The 22,393-nt window shown below is 68.1% G+C and carries 24 protein-coding genes; 11 read left to right on the top strand and 13 right to left on the bottom strand.

Features of this window, described 5'->3' with window-relative positions:
• Positions 1-13: 13 nt before the first annotated feature.
• A complete protein-coding gene (locus ABD022_RS03535; RefSeq protein ID WP_325126958.1) occupies positions 14-1,177 on the bottom strand; it encodes a COG1470 family protein in 1,164 nt (387 codons plus the stop codon).
• Between the two features lie 212 nt (positions 1,178-1,389).
• Here ABD022_RS03535 and ABD022_RS03530 point away from each other — a divergent pair, with 212 nt between their 5' ends.
• The 6 genes from ABD022_RS03530 (at position 1,390) to ABD022_RS03505 (ending at position 7,475) form a co-directional block, all read left to right on the top strand.
• Complete coding sequence (locus ABD022_RS03530; RefSeq protein WP_343820192.1) at positions 1,390-2,211, top strand: energy transducer TonB; 822 nt, start codon at positions 1,390-1,392, stop codon at positions 2,209-2,211.
• Between the two features lie 12 nt (positions 2,212-2,223).
• Positions 2,224-3,087 (top strand): MotA/TolQ/ExbB proton channel family protein, encoded by an 864-nt coding sequence (locus tag ABD022_RS03525; RefSeq protein ID WP_325127017.1) that lies wholly within the window; start codon positions 2,224-2,226, stop codon positions 3,085-3,087.
• A gap of 1 nt (position 3,088) precedes the next feature.
• Positions 3,089-3,598 (top strand): ExbD/TolR family protein, encoded by a 510-nt coding sequence (locus ABD022_RS03520; RefSeq protein WP_325126959.1) that lies wholly within the window; start codon positions 3,089-3,091, stop codon positions 3,596-3,598.
• Positions 3,599-3,680: 82 nt separating this feature from the next.
• Positions 3,681-4,355, top strand: coding sequence for a response regulator transcription factor (locus tag ABD022_RS03515; protein ID WP_325126961.1), 675 nt, complete (start codon positions 3,681-3,683; stop codon positions 4,353-4,355).
• Between the two features lie 55 nt (positions 4,356-4,410).
• A complete protein-coding gene (locus ABD022_RS03510) occupies positions 4,411-5,592 on the top strand; it encodes a sensor histidine kinase (protein WP_325127019.1) in 1,182 nt (393 codons plus the stop codon).
• Between the two features lie 14 nt (positions 5,593-5,606).
• The gene (locus ABD022_RS03505; protein WP_325126963.1) at positions 5,607-7,475 is read left to right on the top strand and encodes a potassium transporter Kup; all 1,869 of its coding nucleotides are present in this window, start codon (positions 5,607-5,609) and stop codon (positions 7,473-7,475) included.
• A gap of 7 nt (positions 7,476-7,482) precedes the next feature.
• Here the strand turns inward: ABD022_RS03505 and ABD022_RS03500 are convergent, their stop codons facing one another.
• The 7 genes from ABD022_RS03500 to ABD022_RS03470 form a co-directional block, all read right to left on the bottom strand.
• Positions 7,483-7,887 (bottom strand): hypothetical protein, encoded by a 405-nt coding sequence (locus ABD022_RS03500; protein WP_325126965.1) that lies wholly within the window; start codon positions 7,885-7,887, stop codon positions 7,483-7,485.
• A gap of 142 nt (positions 7,888-8,029) precedes the next feature.
• A complete protein-coding gene (gene mnhG, locus ABD022_RS03495) occupies positions 8,030-8,359 on the bottom strand; it encodes a monovalent cation/H(+) antiporter subunit G (protein WP_325126967.1) in 330 nt (109 codons plus the stop codon).
• Entirely contained in the window at positions 8,356-8,640 is a 285-nt protein-coding gene (locus tag ABD022_RS03490) for a K+/H+ antiporter subunit F (RefSeq protein WP_325126969.1), read from the bottom strand. Before ABD022_RS03490 ends, mnhG begins: the two co-directional genes overlap by 4 nt.
• Positions 8,637-9,125, bottom strand: a complete 489-nt coding sequence (locus tag ABD022_RS03485; RefSeq protein ID WP_325126971.1) for a Na+/H+ antiporter subunit E — start codon at positions 9,123-9,125, stop codon at positions 8,637-8,639. The genes ABD022_RS03490 and ABD022_RS03485 overlap by 4 nt, the downstream gene beginning before the upstream one ends.
• The gene (locus ABD022_RS03480) at positions 9,122-10,771 is read right to left on the bottom strand and encodes a monovalent cation/H+ antiporter subunit D (protein ID WP_325126973.1); all 1,650 of its coding nucleotides are present in this window, start codon (positions 10,769-10,771) and stop codon (positions 9,122-9,124) included. Before ABD022_RS03480 ends, ABD022_RS03485 begins: the two co-directional genes overlap by 4 nt.
• The gene (locus ABD022_RS03475; protein ID WP_325126975.1) at positions 10,768-11,109 is read right to left on the bottom strand and encodes a Na+/H+ antiporter subunit C; all 342 of its coding nucleotides are present in this window, start codon (positions 11,107-11,109) and stop codon (positions 10,768-10,770) included. The genes ABD022_RS03480 and ABD022_RS03475 overlap by 4 nt, the downstream gene beginning before the upstream one ends.
• Before the next feature lie 2 nt (positions 11,110-11,111).
• Positions 11,112-14,018, bottom strand: a complete 2,907-nt coding sequence (locus tag ABD022_RS03470) for a monovalent cation/H+ antiporter subunit A (RefSeq protein WP_325126977.1) — start codon at positions 14,016-14,018, stop codon at positions 11,112-11,114.
• Positions 14,019-14,234: 216 nt separating this feature from the next.
• Between ABD022_RS03470 and hemN the strand changes: the two genes are divergently transcribed.
• A complete protein-coding gene (gene hemN, locus ABD022_RS03465) occupies positions 14,235-15,665 on the top strand; it encodes an oxygen-independent coproporphyrinogen III oxidase (RefSeq protein WP_325126979.1) in 1,431 nt (476 codons plus the stop codon).
• Here hemN and ABD022_RS03460 read toward each other — a convergent pair.
• Positions 15,647-16,072, bottom strand: a complete 426-nt coding sequence (locus tag ABD022_RS03460; protein WP_325126981.1) for a YbaN family protein — start codon at positions 16,070-16,072, stop codon at positions 15,647-15,649. The genes hemN and ABD022_RS03460 overlap by 19 nt on opposite strands.
• 69 nt (positions 16,073-16,141) lie before the next feature.
• Between ABD022_RS03460 and ABD022_RS03455 the strand changes: the two genes are divergently transcribed.
• On the top strand, positions 16,142-16,801 hold the full coding sequence (locus ABD022_RS03455; RefSeq protein ID WP_325126983.1) for a Crp/Fnr family transcriptional regulator: 660 nt from the start codon (positions 16,142-16,144) through the stop codon (positions 16,799-16,801).
• Positions 16,802-16,828: 27 nt separating this feature from the next.
• Here the strand turns inward: ABD022_RS03455 and ABD022_RS03450 are convergent, their stop codons facing one another.
• Together ABD022_RS03450 and ABD022_RS03445 are read right to left on the bottom strand one after the other, a co-directional pair.
• The gene (locus ABD022_RS03450) at positions 16,829-18,208 is read right to left on the bottom strand and encodes a hypothetical protein (protein WP_343820058.1); all 1,380 of its coding nucleotides are present in this window, start codon (positions 18,206-18,208) and stop codon (positions 16,829-16,831) included.
• Between the two features lies 1 nt (position 18,209).
• Positions 18,210-18,440 (bottom strand): DUF2249 domain-containing protein, encoded by a 231-nt coding sequence (locus ABD022_RS03445; protein ID WP_325126987.1) that lies wholly within the window; start codon positions 18,438-18,440, stop codon positions 18,210-18,212.
• A gap of 261 nt (positions 18,441-18,701) precedes the next feature.
• On the opposite strand from ABD022_RS03445, the gene ubiU reads away from it, so the two are divergent.
• The 3 genes from ubiU to ubiT all read left to right on the top strand — a co-directional run bounded on the left by ubiU (position 18,702) and on the right by ubiT (position 21,356).
• Entirely contained in the window at positions 18,702-19,757 is a 1,056-nt protein-coding gene (ubiU, locus tag ABD022_RS03440; protein ID WP_325126989.1) for a ubiquinone anaerobic biosynthesis protein UbiU, read from the top strand.
• 80 nt (positions 19,758-19,837) lie between these two features.
• A complete protein-coding gene (gene ubiV / locus ABD022_RS03435; protein WP_325126991.1) occupies positions 19,838-20,791 on the top strand; it encodes a ubiquinone anaerobic biosynthesis protein UbiV in 954 nt (317 codons plus the stop codon).
• A gap of 31 nt (positions 20,792-20,822) precedes the next feature.
• Complete coding sequence (gene ubiT / locus ABD022_RS03430; protein ID WP_325126993.1) at positions 20,823-21,356, top strand: ubiquinone anaerobic biosynthesis accessory factor UbiT; 534 nt, start codon at positions 20,823-20,825, stop codon at positions 21,354-21,356.
• Here ubiT and ABD022_RS03425 read toward each other — a convergent pair whose 3' ends face one another.
• Complete coding sequence (locus tag ABD022_RS03425; RefSeq protein ID WP_325127021.1) at positions 21,357-22,046, bottom strand: anaerobic ribonucleoside-triphosphate reductase activating protein; 690 nt, start codon at positions 22,044-22,046, stop codon at positions 21,357-21,359.
• Between the two features lie 128 nt (positions 22,047-22,174).
• Complete coding sequence (nrdD, locus tag ABD022_RS03420) at positions 22,175-22,357, bottom strand: anaerobic ribonucleoside-triphosphate reductase (RefSeq protein WP_343820055.1); 183 nt, start codon at positions 22,355-22,357, stop codon at positions 22,175-22,177.
• Positions 22,358-22,393 lie beyond the last annotated feature (36 nt).

Here is a 22,393-nt window from a genome sequence, read left to right as displayed (position 1 = left end):
GCGGGCGTCCCGTTCATCGGCGGCCGTACCGTGCGACCGCACCGAGCAGCGCCAGCAGGGCCACGGCGATCAGGATGGCGCCGCTGACCCCCCACAGGCCGGATGTCGTCACCGAGACGCGCAGGTCGCCATCGGCCGACTGGCCCGCCGAGCGCGCGTGCAGCTTGACCATGTAGTCGCCTGCCAGGGACTGGGTCGAGGGTGTGATGCGGGCCTGGACTTCGGTCGTCTTGCCCGGCTCGAGGAGCGCGACGCGGGCCGGCTCGAACTCGATCTTCCAGCCCGAGGGTGCCGTGCCATCGAGCGCGATGTCCTGCGCGGCCGCGGTGCCGTCGTTGCGCAGCACCAGGGGCATTTCGCGGGTGTCGCCGATCTGGGCGTCGGTGCTCATCAACCCGTCGCGTCCCGACAGCTCCAGCGATGGCTGGCCCGTGATGTCGAGCTTCAGGTCGGTGGTGGCTTCCGCGCCGTCGGCGGCGACGCGGACTTTGATCGCGTGTTCGCCGGATTGTGCCGATGCGGGCGGGCGCACGTGCAGCTTCACGGTCTTCGACTCGCCTGCCTTCACGGGGACGGCGCTGATCTGCTGGGTGCCGTAGCCTTCGGTGAAGGAGATATCGAAGTATTGCGGCGCCTGGGCCGCCAGGCTGGCCAGGACATCGTGACCGCTGGCGTTCTTCACGGTCAGCTGGTAGTCGAAGGCCGTGCGGGCCGATCCGGTCAGCTGCGGCAGTTCGGGCTGGATCGACAGCTGCGCCGGCAGTTCGTCGGCGAGTGTGATGTCGATGGGCAGGCTCAGGTGCCGCTGGGTACCGTCGGCATGGACGGTGAGCGTGTGGTGCGAACGCGCTTCGTCTTGCGGGATGTCAAGCCGCAGCTGCAGGGGCAGCGTATCATCGCTTCCAGGCATGGCCGATCCGACAGGGCGGCCATTGCCCAGGAGATCGGCTTTCCAGCCCGAAGGCACGCCGTCCACCGACAGCGCCAGCCGCTCGGGCGGCGTGGCGTGGTTGCGCAGGTGCAGGGCGATGGTCGAAGTCTCTCCGGCCTTCAGGGTCAGCGACGGGTAGTCGGTGGACAGATAGATGCCGGCAGGGGCGGTTTCCGCAGCCAGGGCGGCAGTCTGGAAGCTCAGGGCGCACAGTGCGGCAGCCCAAAATGCAAGGTGTCTGGACATGGTGTCGATTCAGTCTCTGGTTCTGGTTGATCTTCCCGGTCCGGATCCGGTCTCCAGATCGAAGGGACAGGTCATGGCGGTTTCAAGTTTCATGAAAAATGTAATTTTGTGTTTCCGGACGGGAAACTTTCCCATGGATTTTGTTGGTTGTATTGAGAACCGTTATCATTTCTGATAAGATCTTGCACTCGCTTTCCGCTGCCCGCTGGTCCATGCCTTCCGGTTCCTCCCCGCGCTTCTCTTCGCTGAAGATCGCAGCCGCCTGCGTGGCCCTGGGCCTGCATGCGGCCGTGCTGGCCATGGTGCTGTCGGCGCCCGTGGTCGAGGTCGCGCAAGGCCGTCCCGAGGCGCTCGATGTGCAGTTCGTGGAATTGGGCCCCGCACTCGAACCGGAACCGGTGGCTGCGGCCGAGCCGCAGCCACCGGCGGAAATGCCGCCCGAACCGGAGCCCGAGCCTGTCATCCAGCCCGAACCCGAACCCGCGGTCGAGCCTGAGCCCGAGCCCACCCCAGAACCCGTCGTCGAGACCCCGGAGCCCGAATCCATCACCGAGCCGCCGCCACCGGAACCCAAGCCCAAGCCCAAGCCCAAGCCGAAACCCCGACCCAAGCCCGTGCACAAGCCGCAGCCCAAGCCGCAGGTCCAGGCCCAGCCGGCGGCGCCCGCCGCCGCTTCGCGGGATGCCGTTGCGGCGGGGGGCGCGCGGCAGGCGTCCGAGGCGCGGGGCGAGCCGGTGCCCGTGGATCCCGACAGGCCGCGCACCGTCGGCCAGGTGGATTATCTGGGCAAGCGGCCCAGCCCGGTCTACCCCCGCATCTCCCAGCGCCGGGGCGAGCAGGGGCGGGTGGTGCTGCGAGTGCTGATTTCTCCGCTGGGCCAGGTGGCCAGCGTCTCGGTGCGTACCTCGTCGGGGTACACGCGCCTGGACGAGGCGGCGGTGGACGCCATGCGCCACGCGCGTTTCCGTCCGTATACGGAAAACGGGATCGCGTACAAGGCGCTGGTGGACATTCCTTTCGATTTCGTCTTATAGGACAGGACCATGATGCTTGATCTGATCGGGAGCGCGGCACTGACGCTGGCCCAGGCCGTGGGGCCGGATGCCGCCCAGGCCGCCGCAGGCGCGGCAGTGGATGCCGCCCAGGTGGCGCTGCCGCATGCGGCCGCCGAAACGGGCGGGCAGGGGGTGCTGCATTTCATCGGCCAGAGCGATGCGGTGGGCAAATCCCTGTTCGTTTTCCTGATGCTGATGTCCCTGGCGAGCTGGTACCTGATCCTGGCCAAGGGGCTGACGCACCTGCGCATTCGCCGCCGGTCGCGGATTTTCCTGTCGGAATTCTGGGCGGCCAGTTCCCTGGAGCAGGTGGAAAACGAGATCGCCACGCACGGGGCGGAAGAGCCTTTCGCCCACCTGGCCAGCCATGCCATCCATGCCCAGAAGCACCACACCAAGTACGGCGCACTCAAGCTGGAGGAAAGCGGCTCCACGGCGGCCTTCGTCACGCGCACCATCCGCAAGGTCATCGATGAGGAAACCGCTCGCCTGGAAAACGGCCTGACGGTGCTGGCGTCCGTGGGGTCGACCGCGCCGTTCGTGGGCCTGTTCGGCACGGTGTGGGGGGTGTACCACGCCCTGCTGAGCATCAGCATGACCGATGGCGTCACCATCAACCGCATCGCCGGCCCGGTGGGCGAGGCGCTGATCATGACCGGGCTGGGCCTGGCGGTCGCCATTCCCGCCGTGCTGGCCTACAACGCCTTCGTGCGCATCAACCGGGTCTATCTGGCGCAGCTCGACGCTTTTGCGCACGACCTGTTCACCTTCCTGACCACCGGCCAGCAGGTGGCCGACAGCAGCCACGAGCGCAACGGCCGGACCATCAGCCTGGCCAGCCACCGGGGAGCCTGACATGGCATTCGGCAGCTTCGATTCCAAGGGGCCGGGCACCACCATGTCCGAGATCAACATGGTGCCGTTGATCGACGTGATGCTGGTGCTGCTGGTGATCTTCATCATCACTGCGCCCCTGCTCAGCCATTCGATCCGCATCAACGTGCCCCAGGTGACTGCCCAGCCGGTGGAGCAGAAGCCCGTGGTGATCGATCTCGCCATCGATCCGTCCGGGGCGCTGTTCTGGAACGAGCAGCCGATCGCGGAAGAAGAACTGCCCGCGCGGTTCGCCAGCGAGGCCGCGGCCGACCCCCAGCCCGAAGTCCGCATCCGCGCCGATGTGGAGACCCGCTACGGCGTGCTGGCGAGGATCATGGGTGCCGCCCGCCAGGCAGGCATGAAACGCCTGGGCTTCGTCACCACGCCAGGGCAGGCGGCCCCGGCTGCCGCGCCCCCCGAAAGTCCTGCCGCCGCGCCGGCATCCGCAGGCCCGTCCGCGCCGCCGCCCGCCCCGGGGCACGGTGGCTGACGCATTCAAGCAATCGTCAACTATGTAACGCAGACTCTTCAGCGGTGACGCGGGGTGACCGCTTCAGGCTAGAATCACCTTCATGAGAGTCCTGGTCATCGAAGACGACGCCACCCTTGGCCACGCCCTGCAGGAATTCCTGGGCGGGCAGGGTTATGCCGTCGATTGGCTGCAATCCGGCGACCGCGTCGAAGGCGCGCTTGCCGGGCAGATCTACGACCTGCTGCTCCTGGATCTGAACCTGCCCGGCCTGAGCGGCCTGGAAGTCCTGCGGCGGTTGCGCGACGGCGGTTCCCAGGTGCCGGTGCTGATCCTGACGGCGCGCGACGGTCTGGACGACCGCGTCGCGGGCCTGGACGCCGGCGCAGACGATTACGTCACCAAGCCCTTCGAATTGCCCGAGCTGGCCGCCCGGGTGCGGGCGCTTGCACGCCGGCGCACGGGCCAGGCCCAGACCATCCTCGAATGCGGCCCCTTGTCCTTCGATACCGTGGGCAGGCAGATCCGGGTCGACGGCAAGCGCCTGGCGCTGTCCGTGCGCGAATTGTCGGTGCTGGAAATGCTCATGGCCCGGCCCGGCCGGGTGGTGACCAAGCAGCAGATCGTCAATTCCCTGTCGGCCTGGGATGCCGATTTCAGCGAAAACGCGGTCGAAGTCTATGTCTACCGCCTGCGCAAGCGGCTCGACGGCACCGGGGCCAGCATCCAGACGGTGCGCGGCTTCGGCTACCTGCTCGACGTCGACCGTGCCGCCTGAATCCCACGAGTCCGGCCCGCGCGCCGATCGCGTGCCGGGCCTGGTCGGGCGGCTGATGCCCCGGGATTCGCTCGCCCGCCGCCTGGTGCGCCGGCTGCTGCCGGCCTTTTTCATCCTGGTGGCCATCGACCTGCTGGCCACCTGGTTCATGACGGGCGTGATCCGCCCCCAGCCCTGGCTGCTGCGCGACCTGTTCTGGACCATGATGCTCACGCAGGGGCTGCTGGTGGCGCTGTTCGTGTGGGTGCTGATCTCGGGCATCCGCTCCGAACTGGCGTCCATCAATCGCCTGGCCGACGACATACGGCAGCGCTCCATCGAGGATTTGCAGCCGCTCGACCTGACCGGCCTGCCCAGCGAGATCGCGCCCCTGGTCCTGCATTTCAACGACCTGCTCGTGCGGCTGGACGATTCGGTCCAGGCCCAGCGCCGCTTCATCGGTCACGCGGCGCACCAGCTGCGCACGCCGCTGGCCGGCCTGAAGGTCGAATCCGAGCTCATGCTCGGCCAGGATCTGTCCGAGGACATCCGCATGCGGGCCGGCCGCATCAAGTCCGTGACCGATCACATGATCCGCATGGGGCAGCAGTTGCTGGTGCTGGCGCGCGCCGAGCATGCTGCCCGCCCCCGGGACAGCTTCGTGCGCCTGGACCTGTGCGAATGGATGCGCCAGGCGGGTGCGGAATGGCTGGGCCGCGCGCGCGATCATTCCGTCGACCTGCAGTTGGTGGCACCCGACGCTGCCGTCTGGGTGGACGGCGATCCGGTCCTGCTGGGGGAACTGCTGGGCAACCTGATCGACAACGCCCTGCGCTACGGCCTGGGGGCGAACCGCATCGTGCTGCGCGTCATGGCCAATCCGCCGTCGTTTTCCGTCGAGGACGATGGCGCCGGCATCCGTGCCGAAGATCTGGACCGCGTCTTCGAGGCCTTCTATCGCGCCGCCGATGCAGGCCAGGGCGGCTCCGGCCTGGGGCTGGCCATCGTGCGCGAGATCGCGCGGGCACATGGCGCCTGGTGGAAGGTTGCCAGCCGGCCCGCGTTTCCCGGCACGCGGGTGACCCTGGTGTTTCCCGGCCCCAGGCTGGGCGCCCGCCTGGCCGCACGCCAGGGCGCGGGCCTGGCTCTGCGTGACGAAGCCGGGCGCGGCGGCATCCATCCGGAGCCCAAGGCCGACCCGGACGGCGGCGAAGCAGGCCGTCCACACGGCGCGGAGTCCCCCGGACGGGACCAATAGCACACGGTACGAACATGCAGAAAGACAATCCGCGGGCTACCCTGCTGATCGGCGCACTGGGCGTCGTCTACGGGGATATCGGCACCAGCCCGCTGTACACCATGAAGGTCGCGCTCTCGGGCACGGGCCGGCCCGACGTCGAACACATCCTGGGCATGCTGTCGATCCTGTTCTGGATGCTCATCCTGGTGGTTTCGTTGAAATACGTGACCTGCATCCTGCGCGCCGACAACCGCGGCGAAGGCGGGACGCTGGCCCTGATGGAACTCGCCCTGCGCGGGCGGTCGGGCCAGGGCCGCTGGCGCCTGGCCGTGCTGGGGCTGATCGGTGCCAGCCTGTTCTACGGCGACAGCATGATCACGCCTGCGATTTCTGTCCTGTCCGCCGTCGAGGGCATCGGCATCGTGTCGCATCGGCTGGATGCCTGGGTGGTGCCGATCGCGGTGGTCGTGCTGCTGGCCCTGTTCATGTTCCAGTCGCGTGGCACCGGCGCCGTGGGCAAGCTGTTCGGTCCGGTGATGCTGTGCTGGTTCCTGGTGCTGGGCGGGCTGGGGGCCTGGCGCATCGCCGGGCAGACCGAAGTGCTGCAGGCCGTCAATCCGGTCTGGGCCCTGCGTTTCATCGGCGATGCTCCCTGGGAAACCTTCCTGGCGCTGGGCGCACTGGTCCTGGCCCTGACGGGGGCCGAGGCACTGTATGCCGACATGGGCCATTTCGGCGGCGCAGTCATCCGCCGCGCCTGGTTCGCCGTGGTCCTGCCGGCACTGTTCCTGTGCTATTTCGGCCAGGGCGCGCTGCTGCTCAGCGACCCCGGCGCCATCCGCAATCCCTTTTTCCTGCTGGCACCCGACTGGGGCCTGATCCCGCTGGTGGCCCTGGCCACCTTGGCCACGGTGATCGCCTCGCAGTCCGTGATTTCCGGCGCGTTTTCCATGACGCGTCAGGCCGTGCAGCTGGGCTACTGGCCACGCATGGTGATCCAGCACACCTCGGCGCGCGAGGAAGGGCAGATCTACCTGCCGCGCGTGAACTGGCTGCTGCTGCTGGCCGTGCTGGTCCTGACACTGTCGTTCGGCTCTTCGGACCGCCTGGCGCATGCCTACGGCTTCGCCGTCACGGGCACGATGCTGATGACCTCGCTGCTGGCGTTCGCCGTGCTGCCCAGAAATGCGCATGGCGCACGGCGGCTCGCCTGGCTGGCGCTGATTGCCCTGTTCCTGGCGATCGATGTGCTGCTGTTCTCGTCGAACACACTGAAGCTGCACGAAGGCGGCTGGCTGCCGCTGCTGGTGGGCATCGGCCTGCTGACGCTGATGGTGACCTGGAAGCAGGGGCGCCAGCGGGTGCACGATACGCTGGCGGGGGACCAGCAGCCGCTCGCCAGCTTCATGGAATCGCTGGAAGCCTATCCGCCGACCCGCGTGCCGGGCACGGCGGTGTTCATGAGCATGATCGTCGGCACGGTGCCGCCCGCGCTGCTGCACAATTTGAAACACAACAAGGTGCTGCATGAACAGGCGCTGTTCCTGACGGTCGAGTCGGCCGACGTGCCCTACGTGCCGTTCAGCGAACGGCTGCGCATCGAAAGGGTCAGTCGCAGCAGCTGGCAGGCCGTGGCCCGCTGGGGATTCAAGCAGGAGCCGAACGTGCCCCAGGTAGTGGAGCAGATCGGCCTGGAGATCCCGGAGCTGAACCTGGATCCCATGCAGACTTCGTATTTCCTGTCGCGCCAGACGGTGATCGTGGTGCGCAGGCTGCCATGGTACCGGAGCTGGCGGCGGCATCTGTTCGCCTTCATGGCGCGCAATGCCAGCCGCAGCACCCGGTTCTACAAGATTCCACCCAACCGCGTGGTGGAAATGGGCATGCAGATGGAACTCTAGCGCCCGGTCACGAGCCGGCCGGGGCGGGGATCGTGATCGTGGTTTCGCGCAGCACGCCGCCCGACTGGACCGAGCCCTGCACACGCGCGTTGGTGTCGTTCATCAGGGTCATGCAGTCCTCGCGCTGGTCCGCCGGCAGGCGGTCGCAGCGTTCTTTCCGGTTGCGCAACTCGGCCTGGTCCGAAGGCTGCGTCAGGGCATCCTGGCGGGCAGCCTGGGCGGCGGCGCCGGCTTCTTTCAGGCAGGCCTGCACGTCGATGCCCGGAGTGTTGTGGCAGCGCGCCACATCCTGCTGATATTGGGATTGCGCCTGCGTGCCCGCGGCCTGGGTCGCGGGGGCGAACAGGGCGGCACAGCCCAGTCCGGCGGCCAGCAGCGCGGTGCGCAAAGGTGTCTGGATAGCACGATGCATGGTGAACTCTCCTTGCGAGAGGGGCCTGGGCGATGCCCGGTCCGGTTCAGGGATTTGCTTACCGTTCGTGCGGCCTGCTCGATCCGCGCGAACGGACTTCAGATCAGTGTACGGGTTTTCCCTAGAACTCGGTGTAACAAAGTCATTTCGACTCGTCAGCGCCCGTGCGCTTGCGCTGGCGGCGCCGGGCGCTTTGCATCAGCAGGATGGCCGTGACGGGCGCGGTCATGAACAGGAACAGGCAGATCAGCCATTCGTGGACGATCGGCCTGTGCTGCAGCAGGCTGGCGATCACGGTGGCGGCCAGGGCGACGCAGAACACGCCCATCGTCATGCCCATGGTCGGGGCATGCATGCGCTCGTGAAAGCTGCGCAGCCGCAGCAGGCCGATGGAGCCGGTCAGGGTCACGATGCCCGCCAGGACAAGCAGCAGGGCCACGGGCACGGCGGCCCACAGGGGCAGTCCGATCATGGCTCGATCACCTCGCCGCGCAGCAGGAACTTCGCCAGGGCGGAAGAACCGACGAAGCCGAACAATGCGATCAGCAGGGCCACGTCGAAGTACAGGCCCGCTCCGAAGCGCAGGCCCAGCACCAGCAGGATCAGCATGCCGTTGATGTAGATGGTGTCCAGGGCCAGGACGCGGTCCTCGGCGCCGGGGCCCCGGATCAGGCGCACGGCGGCGCAGCCCAGTCCCAGCGTGAAGCACAGCACGGCGAAGCCACCGGCCCAGTGCAGTATCGTTGCGCTCATTCGAAGATCTCCATCAGGGGGCGTTCGTAGCGGTCCTGGATGATGCGGGTCAGGCCCTGGGGGTCGCTCAGGTCCAGCACGTGCAGGGTCAGGATGTTGCGCTCGGGATCGTGCCCGGCCCAGACCGTGCCGGGCGTGAAGGTGATGATGCAGGCCAGTGTCGCCAGGCCGTGCGGATCGCGGATGCGCAACTGGATGTCCAGAAAACCGGGCTCGGTGCCGGCCTTGGGCCCGCGCAGGATGATCCGGCCGACGTCGCGGTTCGAACGGGCGATGTCGGCGGCTACGTGCCCTGCCAGGCGCAGCGCCGTGAGCGGATGCGACAGGCGTGCGCGCACCGGCCGCAGGACCGGCGCCAGCAGGGCGAGCGTCAGGGCAATGGCGGCCCCCAGGATCAGGTGGCCCGCCGAGAGGCTGTCGTTCAGCACCAGCCAGAGCACCAGCAGCAGGCAGGCAAGCGGCAGGGATTGCAGCAGGCGCCTCATTGCGGGCCTCCGTGTCCGGCGGCCGGCGCGGGGAAGACGTGGGGATCCTGGCCCAGCACCGCCTCGACGTAGCGGCCCGGCTGGTCCAGGTACCAGGCCGTGTCTTCCAGATAGGCCATCACGGATCCGGCGCGCGCCGTCAGCAGGATGCTGGCCGACAGCAGCACCAGGATGGGGATGGCCTCGTTCAGCCGCAGGGACGGGACATGCAGGTCTTCCGGCACCCAGAACAGGCGCACGCCGCAGCGTCCCAGGGCGATCAGGCCGGCCACGCCCGAGATCAGCATGGCCGCCACCAGCAGCCAGACGTTGGCGGTGGGTGCGCCGTATTCGGCGGTACGCAGCGCGGCCGACAGCAGCGAGAATTTCGCCACGAAACCCGAGAGCGGCGGCAGGCCGATGATCAGCAGCGAGCAGGCAAAGAAGCTCAGGCCCAGGAAGGCCATGGTGGCGGGCAGCGGCACGCCCACCGCCTGGCCGCTCAGGTCGGCGGTATCGGTGTCTTCGCTTTCGAAGGCTTCCTGCGTGATCGCGAGCACGTCGGAGCCGAAGCTCTGGCTGCGTTCCGTCAGCTCCAGCAGCAGGAACAGGGCGCCCAGAGCCAGGACCGAGCTGAGCAGGTAGTACAGGGCCGGGCCGGTGAGGGTCGCCCCGGGCATGCCCAGGGCGGCGAACAGCGTGCCCGAGGACGTGATGATGGCGTAGGCCGCGATGCGCCGCGCCTGGGTGCTGGCCAGCATGCCCAGGGTGCCGAAGGCCAGGGTGGCGATTCCGGCGGGGAACATCCAGGCGCCGCCGAAGGCGGCGGGGGCGCCGGCCGGCAGCAGCAGCGAGCCGATGCGCAGCAGGGCGTAGATGCCGACCTTGGTCATGATGGCGAAGAGCGCGGCCACCGGGGCGCCGGCCTCGGAGTAGGTGTTCGGCAGCCAGAAGTTCAGGGGCCAGGCGGCAGCCTTGATCAGGAAGGCGACGCCCAGGATCGCCGCCGCGCTGTCGAAGAGCTGGCGATCCGCTCCATGCAGGGCCAGGGCGCGCACCGACAGGTCGGCCAGGTTCAGCGTGCCGGTCAGGCCGTAGATCAGGGCGATGGCCACCAGCAGCAGGAAGGACGCGATCAGGTTGACGGCGATGTAGTGCAGTGCGGCGCCGACCCGGCGCTTGCCCGAGCCGTGCAGCATCAGGCCGTAGGATGCGGTCAGCAGGATCTCGAAGAAGACGAACAGATTGAACAGGTCGCCCGCCAGGAAGGCGCCGTTCAGGCCCATCATGATCAGCAGGAACAGGGGGTGAAAGTGGCTGCCGGCCCGGTCCCACCGGGCCGTGGCGTAGATCCAGGCGCACAGGCCCAGCACAGCCGTCAGGCCCAGCATCAGCGCAGAGAGGCGATCGGCCACCAGCACGATGCCGAAGGGCGCGGGCCAGTTGCCGAGCAGGTAGACGCCGATGTTGTCGGGCCAATGGGGCGCGCCGATCCCCTGGGTGGCGCGCACCAGCATCAGGGCCGACAGCGCCATGAGCCCCAGCGCGACGGCGCCCAGGGTCACGCGCAGCCGCCGCTGGCCGTCGCGGGTGAGCAGCATCAGGGCCGCCGCGAGCAGGGGTATCAGGACCGGCAGGACCGGCAGGTGTTGCAGCCAGGGATTCATCGGCGGTGTTCCTCGCCGTCGACGTGGTCGGTGTCGCTCAGGCCGCGCGAGGCCAGCAGCACCACCAGGAACAGCGCCATGGTGGCGAAGCCGATGACGATGGCGGTCAGCACCAGCGCCTGGGGCAGGGGGTCGGCGTAGCTGGCCGGGTCGGCCCAGGCGGGGTCGATGACCGGCGGCGCGTCCACGCGCAGGCGGCCCATGGCGAAGATGAACAGGTTGACCGCGTAGCCCAGCAGCGCCAGCCCCATGATGAACTGGAAGGTGCGCGGCCGCAGCAGCAGCCAGACCCCCGAGCTTGCGAGCACGCCGATCGCCAGCGCCAATATCCATTCCATGGTCAGGACTCCGTCGATGAGGCGCCCGCCGCCTCGGCGAGCTTGCGGTAGAAGCGCAGCGATTGGTGCGCCAGGGCGATGATCATCAGGACGGTGGCGCCCACCACCAGCATGTACACGCCTAGGTCGAACAGCAGCACGCTGGACAGGTGCACGGTGCCGACCAGCGGCAGGATCAGGTCCACCGCATGGGCGGCAAGCAGGGGCTTGCCGACCCACCACACCGCCATGGCGGCGGCCCCGGCCACCATCAGGCCCAGGGCGATCCAGGCCTGCGGGCGGATCAGGGGGCGGGCCTCGACCCACAGGATGCCGCCTGCCATGTACTGCAGGATGATGCCGGTGGCCATGATCAGCCCGCCGATGAAACCGCCGCCCGGCAGGTTGTGGCCGCGCAGCAGGAAGTACAGCGAGATCAGGGTGGAGACCGGCAGCAGCAGCCGGATCAGGACGGCGGGCACGCGCATCGTGCCTTCGGGCAGCGGCGCGTGCAGGTCGGGTTCTTCGAAGGGCGCAGGCGTGTCGCCGCTGCCGCGGTGGTGCAGCGGCGCGGCAATGGTTTCGGCCGGCGGCCGGAAACGCCGCAGCAGCGCGTAGACGCTGAGGGCCACGACTCCCAGCACGGTGATCTCGCCGAAAGTATCGAAGGCGCGGAAATCGACCAGGATCACGTTGACCACGTTGGCACCGCCGCCCAGGGGCCAGGCCTGCTGCACGAAATAGGCGGAGATGCTGTCGTGCGCCGGCAGCCGCGTCATCATGACGTAGGACAGGACCGTCATCGTGGCCCCCGCGGCCAGGGCCACCAGGAAATCGCGCAGCCGGCGCCAGCGCGTCGTCATCGGCGTCGGGCCCGGGAATTCCTCGATCCGGGGCGGCAGCCAGCGCAGCCCCAGCAGGATGAGCACGGTGGTGACGACTTCGACCGTGAGCTGGGTCAGGGCCAGGTCGGGGGCTGACAGCCACGCGAAAGTGACGCAGGTGACCAGGCCGGCCGCACCGGCCAGCATCAGCGAGGCGGCGCGGTGGTACTTGGCCTGGTAGGCCGCGACCACGGCGCAGGCGCCGCCCGCCAGCCACATCAGCCCGAAGGACCACTGCGCCGGAGTGCCCGTGGGGTGGTCGGGCCACCAGCCGCCCGGCAGCAGCGGCAGCAGCGCCACCGCGCCGGTGGACAGCACCAGCAGCAGCACCTGGGGCTGCAGCCTTTGGGTCTGCAGCCGGGCCAGCAGCGCGGCCGAGCCGGCGTCGATGGCCTCGAGCAGCGCCTCGAAGGACTGGCGGCCGTCCAGGCGGTAGATCAGGGGCACCTGGCCCGGCGCCCGGCGGTCGCGTTCGCGCAGGGCCAGGTACAGGCCGATGCCGGCCGCCATGGCGACCAGGCTCATGAGCAGGGGCAGGTTCAGCCCATGCCAGACCTGCAGGTCGTAGACCGGCGTGCGGTCGCCCAGCAGGGCGCGCATGACCATGTTCAGGACCGGATCCAGGATCAGGCCCGGCAGGATGCCGACGGACAGGCAGAACAGCACCAGCACCGCGCAGGGGATCAGCATCATGCGGGGCGGGTCGTGCGGCGTTCTGGGCAGATCGGTTGCCTGCGGGCCGAAGAACACCTGCAGGATGAAGCGCAGCGAGTACGCCACGCTGAGCGCACCGGCCACGACGGCGGCGATCGGCAGGCCCCAGCGGCTGGCCCAGTGGCCGGTGATGAAGACGGTTTCCGCGAAGAACATTTCCTTCGAGATGAAGCCGTTGAGCAGGGGCACGCCCGCCATGGCGGCGGCGGACACCATGGCCAGCGTGGCCGTCAGCGGCATCAGGGTCCGCAGGCCGGACAGCCGGGTCAGGTCGCGGGTGCCGCTTTCATGGTCGACGATCCCGGCCGCCATGAACAGGGATGCCTTGAATGTGGCGTGGTTGATGATGTGGAATATGGCGGCCACCAGGGCCAGGCGGCTGTTCATGCCCAGCAGCAGTGTGATCAGCCCCAGGTGGCTGATGGTGGAATAGGCCAGCACGCCCTTCATGTCGCGCTGGAAGGTGGCGGCGTAGGCGCCCAGCAGCAGCGAGCACAGGCCCGCGCCGCCGATGATCCAGGTCCACCAGTCGGTGCCGGAGAAGATCGGCCAGAAGCGCGCCAGCAGGAACACCCCCGCCTTCACCATGGTGGCCGAATGGAGATAGGCCGACACCGGAGTGGGCGCGGCCATGGCGTTGGGCAGCCAGAAATGGAAGGGAAACTGGGCGCTCTTGGTCAGGGCGCCCAGGGCCAGCAGCACCAGCAGGATCGGGTACCAGCGGTGGCCCCGGATCGCCGTGGCGGCCGCCAGCACCGCGTCCAGGTCGTAGCTGCCGACGATGTGGCCGATGATGAGCATGCTGGCGAGCAGGCAGAAGCCGCCGGTGCCCGTGACCAGCAGGGCCATGCGCGCACCACGGCGGGCGTCCATGCGGTGGTGCCAGTAGCCGATCAGCATGAAGGAGGACAGGCTGGTCAGTTCCCAGAACACCAGCAGCTGGATCAGGTTGCCGGCCAGCACCACACCCAGCATGGCGCCCATGAAGCTGAGCAGGAAGGTGAAGAACCGGGGGACCGGATCCCGGGCCGACAGGTAGTAGTGGGCGTACAGGGCGATCAGAGCACCCATGGCCGAGACGATCACGGAGAACAGCCAGGCGTAGCCGTCCATGCGCAGGGTCAGGTCCACCCCCAGTGTCGGAATCCAGGGCAGGCTGAGCTTGATGACACCCGAGGCGGCGACCTCGGGGGTGAGCAGCAGCGTCAGGATCAGGCAGGCCAGGGCACTGCCGCCCGCCAGCCAGGCCCCTGCGCGGCGCGCGGTCGCGGGAAGCAGCGAGGCGCACAGGCTGCCGATAAACGGGATCGCGAGGATCAGGATCAGAAGCATTGAATGGCTGGTACGGGAATCGGGAACGCGCGGCCCGAGGAGCTAACCGGGCGGACCCGCATGGAAGTCCTTAATGATACGCGAAGAAAAGGGCTTGACCTGAGTCAAGCCTGATGGGCGATTTTTGTCGGAGACTATGTTGAAATGTAGAACAATATCGCCTGAACGCACCGGCCCCCCGGTTTCCGGCGCGGCCTTGTCGCAGGAGCTTGCCGCATGACGACCCAAGAAAACCCTGCGATGGCCTCCGATCCGGAGACCATCGCCTTTCCCGACCTGGAGATCTCCGAGGCGCTGATCCGCCGTTTCGACCAGTCGGGCCCGCGCTATACCTCGTATCCGACGGCCGACCGCTTCCAGCAGGGCTATCCGGCCTCGGCCTACATCGCGCGCCTGCAGGAACGGGCCGCAGCCGATCAGGCGCCACCCCTGTCGGTCTACGTGCACCTGCCGTTCTGCGAATCGCTGTGCTATTTCTGCGCCTGCAACAAGATCATCACCCAGGACCACAGCCGCTCGGCTGAATACCTGGACATCCTGTACCGCGAAATGGACCAGGTCGGCGCGCTCCTGGGGCGCCACAATCGCGCGGTGCAGCTGCACCTGGGGGGCGGCACGCCGACCTTCCTGAGCGCGGAAGAGCTGACCGCCCTGATGGACCGGATCCGGAGCCACGTCGAATTCACCCCCGACGCCGAACTGGGCGTGGAAATCGATCCGCGCACCGTCCGGCCCGCCTCGCTCGCCATGCTGGCGGGTCTGGGATTCAACCGCACCAGCTTCGGCGTCCAGGACTTCGATCCGCTGGTTCAGGCCGCGGTCAACCGCATCCAGCCCTACGAGATGGTGCGCACGGCCCTGCAGGCCAGCCGGGACAACGGCTTTCAGTCCATCAACGCCGATCTGATCTATGGGCTGCCCAAGCAGACGCTGGACAGCTTCAGCCGCACCCTGGACCAGCTGATCGAGCTGTCGCCCGACCGCATCGCCCTGTACAACTACGCCCACTTGCCCGACCGCTTCAAGGCCCAGCGCCTGATCCACGCCGAAGACCTGCCCAGCGCCGACACGCGCATGGGGATCTTCCTGATGTCGGTGCGCCGCCTGCTGGCGGCCGGCTACGTCTACATCGGGCTGGACCATTTCGCCAAGCCCGACGACGAGCTGAACCGGGCGCGCCTGAATCACAGCCTGCATCGCAATTTCCAGGGCTATACCACCCGCGCGGAATGCGATCTGGTGGGCTTCGGCATTTCGGCGATCGGCAAGATCGGCGATGCCTATATCCAGAATCACCATTCCCTGAACGCCTACCGCGAGTGCCTCGAACGCGGCGAACTGCCCACGGCCAAGGGGTTCGACCTGAGCCCCGAAGACGTCCTGCGCCGGGAAGTCATCATGACCATCATGTGCAGCATGCCGCTGGATTTTGCCGATTTCGAGGCGCGCCATGGCTGCTCCTTCGAGTCCTGTTTCGGCGAAGAACTGGATCGGCTGCGCCCGTATGCGGATGCCGGCCTGCTGGAACTGGACGGGCGCGGGCTCAGGGTGTTGCCCAAGGGGCGGGTGTTCGTGCGCGCGCTGGCGATGGTGTTCGACCAGTACGTGCGCCGCCCGCGGGTGGCCACTTATTCCCGGCTGATCTGATCGGGATCGGGCCGGGCAGGTGTATCGGGCGCCCCGCCGGCCTGGCGGGCGGGCCGGGTGGGCAGGCGCCACAGATAGATCGTGACGCCGATGCCCGGGATCAGCAGCAACCAGCGTGCCCAGGGCACCGGCATGATCCAGGCTGAAAGGGCCAGCGAAGGCCACATCAGGATCAGGGCAATGCATTTGCTGCGCAAGGGGATGCCGCGCCCCGCCTGAAAGTCGCGGATGTACGGACCGAGGATGCGATGGGACATCAACCAGGCATGCATGCGCGCCGAGCCGCGCAGGAAGCAGAAAGCCGCCAGCAGCAGGAACGGGGTGGTGGGCAGCAGGGGCAGGAAGATGCCCAGCACGCCCAGGGCCAGGGCCACGCAACCCAGGAGGGTAAAGAGGGCGCGGATCATCGTACCGGGGATTCTATCAATCCGTGGCGCCCGCGGGGAGGCGGGGAAGAACGCTCGCGCCATGCCAGGATGCGCGACCTGCTGTCCCAGGTGCCGCTGTTCAACGAACTGCCGCCGCAGGACCTGGATCCCATCGCGCGCGGTACGAGCGAAATCAGCGCCGTGCGGGGGGACATCATTTTCCGGCGCGGCGATCCGTGCGTGGGTTTCCATGTGGTGGTCTACGGCCAGGTCAAGCTGCTGTTCGTCTCGAATTCGGGGGTGGAACGCGTCGTGCGCCTGATCGGCCCGGGCGACGGATTCGGCGAGGCCCTGATGTTCATGGGCCAGAATTACATCGTCACCGCCGAGGCTCTGCGCGATACGCTGCTGCTGCACGTGGGGCGCGACGCGCTGTTCGACCAGCTCGACCGCAATCCGGGCATGGCGCGCAAGATGCTGGCCGGCCTGAGCCGGCGCCTGTACAGCCTGATGGGCGACGTCGAGGCCTACACCCTGCATACCGGCGCCCAGCGCCTGATTTCCTACCTGCTGCGCGAATGGCGCGGCGAAGTCGGCGAACCGTTTCGCATCGAGATCAGCAAGGCCATCGTGGCTTCGCGCCTGAACCTGACGCCGGAGCATTTCTCGCGCATCTTGCGCGACCTGAGCGATCGCCGCCTGATCCATGTCCGGGGCCGCGAATACACCATTCTCGACCCCGATGGGCTGAGAAACTACAAGGGATGAGGCCGGGCGGCGAATGATCCTGGTGGATCATTCACGGCCGCCGGCCCGAAGCGGCCCGCGGGTCTGCGCGGCGGGCGCGTGGTGCGGCAGGGCCGCCATGGCGCGCAGTGTCCTGCGGTAGAGCCGCAGTGCCCGGCCGATGTTCCAGGCCAGGCCTGCCGCCGAGACGATCTGCAGCGGGCCGGCCGCCAGCACCGCCGGAGCCCAGCCTGCCGCCGCCAGCGACCAGCAGATGATGACGGCGACATGGGCGGCCCATTGCCAGCGGGCCGGGCGGTCGCCGATGTAGGTGGCCATCTTGGGCAGGACCTTCAGGTAGACGCGGGCCTGGGCCGGGTCGTGGTCGGGCACGATCATGGCGTCCTGGGCATGCTTCCAGAGCAGAAACGGCACGATCTTGTACAGCATCCCGTTCACCACCGAGCCCAGCACCCCCGCGATCATCACCACGCCCAGCACCAGTCCCGCCCGGGGAGACTGGCCGTGCGTCATCCAGATCCAGAGCGGTGCACAGGCCAGCAGACTGATCATGCCCGCGTACCAGAACAGGGTCGTGGGCTCGGGGGTGGGCCGCTTGCGGGTCCACAGCAGCCGCAGGGTGACGCCGGCCCACAGCGCGTAGGCGCCGACCAGCAGCAGTTCCGCAGTTTCCCGCATCAGGCGGGGCAGGCCGGTGGAGGCTTCCAGTGCGGTCCAGGCCAGCAGCAGACCGGGAATCAGCAGGGGCAGCCAGCGCGCGATGGGCCTGGGGTAGAGTTCCGTCACCTGGAAGATCGGCAGCAACTGGAAGGACATGCCCATCAGCAGCAGGCCGCCCCAGCCGGCCAGGCCCCACAGCACGTGGCCGTCGATCCAGTCGGGCGGCGCCGATCCCAGGCCCAGGGACAGCGCCAGGACCAGGCCGATCAGCACGGTGCAGGCCAGGGCGGCCAACGCGCCGCGCACGGGCACCAGGATTTCGCGGGCGCCCTTGTAGACCTGGCGACGGTGTTGCCAGAGCGCCCACGCCACGGCGGCCAGGTACAGCGCGAAGGCCGGACCGAGCAGCGCAGCGGCGCCCACCCAGGCGACCGGCCACCAGCCCAGGAAGCCCGCCGCCAGCAGCAGCGTGCCCGCGGTCAGCAGTGCGTGCGTCAGGCCGGCCACCGTGCGGATGGCGTCCACCCGGACGTTGCAGGCCACCGCCAGGATCTGCAGCAGGGCGCCCAGCATGGCACTGCCCAGGATGCCCAGGGTCCACAGATGGGTGAGGGCCAGCGCAGCGCCGTTCCAGCGCGAAGCGAATGCCTGGGACCCCGCCCAGGTGGCCAGCAGGCCGGCCAGCAGGGCGAACAGCGGCACATTCAGGAAAAAAGGCAGGGGCACGCCCAGGGCGGGCGTCTTGTCGAAATCCAGGGCGCGCTGCATGTTATTTGGCGTCGTACCAGATCGTGACCAGGAAATGCGTGTCCTCGAGGGTGCAGCAGTGCTGGAATCCGTCGCGGTCCAGGATGGTGTACAGCGGGTACGGCTCGCGGTCGATGAGCATGCGCAGGCGCTGGCCCGGGGCCAGGTCGGCCAGGGCTTCCAGGCAGTGTTCCAGCGGCTCGGGAGCCGGCAGCGAACGTACGTCGAGGGTCAGATCGGGAGGAGGGGCCATGGCAGGGTCCGAAATGGGCGCGCGGGGCGCGGCCTGGGTGACGCTACCTTACACGATCCTGGGGCCTGCGTGGACCAAGACCGTGTCCGGGGCACTGTTTTCCCGGTTCGGATCGGCGGCGGAAAGACCCTGTGGCAGGGTCAGGATGAGCGCTTCTTGATCCGGATTAAGGTCCGATGCCGTTCGACAGGGCATAGTTTCCGCTATTGCCGAAGCGGGGCCCGGCGGTGCGCCCCGCCACGAATCCCCTGGAAGTCCCTCATGTCAGCCCTCCCTGAATCCCACCGTCCCGGCGTGGTGCCCCGCCACGACCTGTCGAGCTTCGAACTCGTCTGTCCGGCGGGCAGCCTGCCCGCTCTCAAAGCCGCTGTCGACGAAGGCGCCGATGCCGTCTACCTGGGTTTTCGCGATGCCACCAATGCGCGCAACTTCGCGGGCCTGAACTTCGATACCGCGGCCATTGACGAAGGCATCCGCTACGCCCACGACCGCAAGCGCAAGGTACTCCTGGCCCTGAATACCTACCCCCAGCCCGACGGCTGGCAGCTGTGGCGGGACGCGGTCGATCGTGCAGCAGGCGCGGGCGTGGACGCCGTGATCATGGCCGATCCGGGCCTGATGGCCTACGCCTGTGAACGTCATCCCGGCCTGCGGCTGCACCTGTCGGTGCAGGGCTCCGCCACCAACTACGAGGCCATCCGCTTCTACCATGACCGCTTCGGGGTGGCGCGCGCCGTGCTGCCGCGCGTGCTGTCGGTGGCCCAGGTACAGCAGGTCTGCGAAAACACGCCGGTCGAAATCGAGGTATTCGGTTTCGGCAGCCTGTGTGTCATGGTCGAGGGCCGCTGCGCCCTGTCGTCCTACGCCACGGGCGAATCGCCCAATACCCACGGCGTCTGTTCCCCGGCCAAGCACGTGCGCTGGCAGCAAACGGACAAAGGCCTGGAATCGCGCCTGAACGGCGTGCTGATCGACCGCTATGACGATGGCGAGAACGCAGGCTACCCCACGCTGTGCAAGGGCCGCTTCGACGTGGCGGGCGAAAACTACTACGCCCTTGAAGAGCCCACCAGCCTCAATACCCTGGAACTGCTGCCCCGGCTGATGGCCATGGGGGTGCGGGCCATCAAGATCGAAGGCCGCCAGCGCAGCCCGGCCTATACCGCCCAGGTCACCCGCGTCTGGCGCCAGGCCATCGACCAGGCCCGCAGCAGCCCGTCCCGCTACTCGGTGCATCCGTCCTGGATGGCCGAACTGAACAAGGTCGCCGAAGGCCAGCAGCACACGCTGGGCGCCTACCACCGGCCCTGGAAATGATCCCGCGCGGGGCCTTGCGCCCGCCGGTCCCCTGGCCGGGGACGCGGGCCGCCCCGCCCATTGCGCACGAGGAAACCATCATGAAAATCGCCCTGGGCCCCCTGCAGTACTACTGGCCCCGTGTCACCACCCTGGAATTCTATGCCGCCGTATGCGACTGGCCGGTGGACATCGTCTACCTGGGGGAAACCGTTTGTTCCCGGCGCCACGAACTGCGCCTGCCCGACTGGATCGAAGTCGCCGACATGCTGGCGGGGGCCGGCAAGACGCCCGTGCTGTCCACGCAAGTCCTGCTGGAATCGGGCAACGACCTGAATACCCTGCGCAAGATCATCGACAACGAACGCTACGGCGTCGAAGCCAATGACATGGGCGCCGTGCACCTCATGCAGGGCCGGCCTTTCGTGGGGGGGCCGTTCCTGAACGTCTACAGCAAGCCCACTCTGGACGTGATCGCCGCACAGGGCGCGGTGCGCTGGGTCATGCCGCTGGAAATGGGCCGTACCGGCCTGACGCAGCTGCAGCAGGACCGGCCCGCCGGCCTGCAGACCGAGGTCTTCGCCTACGGCCGCATGCCGCTGGCTTTTTCCGCACGCTGCTTCACTGCCCGCAACCGCAATTTCCCCAAGGACAACTGCCAGTACGTCTGCATGGAATATCCCGATGGCCTGCTCCTGGAAACCAAGGAATCCCAGGCTTTCCTCACGATCAATGGCATCCAGACCCAGTCGGCGCTGGTCTACACGCTGATCCACGCGCTGGACGAACTGCGCGGCCTGGGCGTGGACGTGGTGCGGCTGAGTCCCCAGTCGCAGCACATGGACCAGGTCGTGGCCGCTTTCCGTGCCGTGCTCGACGGCCGCGAGTCGGCCGACGATGCGCACCAGCGCCTGGTGCCGCTGATGCCCGCCGGTCCCTGCAACGGCTACTGGCACGGCCGCGCCGGCCTGGACATGGTCCTGCCCGGCACCGTCATCGTGTCGCAAGCGCCGGACGCACGGACGCCCGGGGTCAAGGCACGCAGCGCGGCCTGACGCTTTCCGATTTCTTCCCACGAGCCCGACCATGCAAAACACCTCGACCCCCGCCTACCGCATTCCCGAACCCGTGGCCCGGGTGCTGGGGCACCTGCCTCGCTATCCGGGCTCGGTGCTCTTCGTCACCGGGCTGAACCTGGTGCTGGCCCGCCACCTGCATCCCGATACACTGCACATGCTGGAAGGCCGTTCCCTGCGTATCCACGTGGCGGATGCGGGGTTGCGCTTCGACTACACCTGGCGCAACGGCGCCTTCCGGGCGGCCCGGCACGATGTGGCCGAGCCCGACCTCACCTTTCGCGCCAACGCCTGGGATTTCCACTGCCTGCTGCAGCGCCGGGAAGACCCGGACACGCTGTTCTTCAGCCGCCGCCTGGTCATCGAAGGCGATACGGAACTGGGCCTGATGGTGAAGAACACCCTGGACTCCATCGATATGGCGGTGTTCCAGCCGCGCGCCGTGCTGCGCGATGTGGCACGGACGCTGGGGCAGCGTCTGATGCCGCGTGCACGGGCAGCGCAAGCGTCGGCCGGGATCGGTGGCGGGGTCGAAATACGCTAGTCAGGCGCGCCGCAGTTCGAATGATTCGAACAGGTCTGCCAGCGCGTCTGCGACCGCTGGACCGGGCCAGTCGCGCAGCGCACGGCCCCGGGCGTTCAGGGCTTCGTCGGCGCAGCCCTGCGGGCGGAATACCTGCACCGCGTAGCGCCGCACGCCCATGCCTGCCAGTTGTTGGCCCAGTGCCAGCAGGCCCTTTGCGTCGATCAGGTCCGGATGAGCGGTGGTGCGGCATTCGAATCCGACACCACTGTCCAGCAGTGCCTGCAGGCTGGCCAGGGCAGGCGAGCCGCTGCCGGCCACCCGGGTGACGCGGGCGTAGTCGTCGAAATCCGCCTTGATGTCCAGGCCGACCCAGTCCACGTCCGGCAGCACCTGGGCCAGGCGGCGCGGGTGGGTGCCCCCGGTGTGCAGGCCGATGCGGTAGCCCAGGGCGCGGACTTCGCGGATCGCGATGCCCAGGCCGGGGTCCATGGTGGGTTCTCCGCCACTGAAGACCACGCCGTCGATCAGTCCGACGCGGCGGCGCAGGAAGGCCATGACCTCGTTCCAGTCCAGCGGACTGTCGACCGTGCGCGGCTGCAGGTGAGGATTGTGGCAATAGCCGCAGCGCCAGGGGCAGCCCTGCACGAAGAGGACGGCCGCCAGCAGCCCGGGGTAGTCCGTGGCGGTGAAGGGGACCAGTCCGCCGATCTTCAGGCGGGGGATGAGGGATCGCCGGACCCGGATGCGGTCCGGCGCGAAAGTGTGTCGCTGCGGGAACAAGTCTGTGTGCATGGCGGAAAGGGACGCCCCCTGGGCGGGGGCGCCGCGTGTTCGCGTCAGGCCGCCTGCCGGGCGGGTGCCTGGCAGGCGCGCCGTTCGACGAAGAACCGGCGCTCGTGGAATTCGCCCTTCTTGCCGATGTTGAAGGACGACATCGGGCGGTGGTAGCCCATGACGCGGGTCCATATTTCGCAGAGCTGGCGTTCGGCGTCATTCAGGGTGATGGAGGGTGTGTTCATGGAATGCTCCTGTGAAGGGTGGGTGGAAGGGGATCG

The organism is Castellaniella daejeonensis, assembly GCF_039523555.1.
Classification (GTDB): domain Bacteria; phylum Pseudomonadota; class Gammaproteobacteria; order Burkholderiales; family Burkholderiaceae_B; genus Castellaniella; species Castellaniella daejeonensis.
Note: the sequence above shows the minus strand (reverse complement) of the source record. Positions and strands in the feature narration are given on the sequence as shown.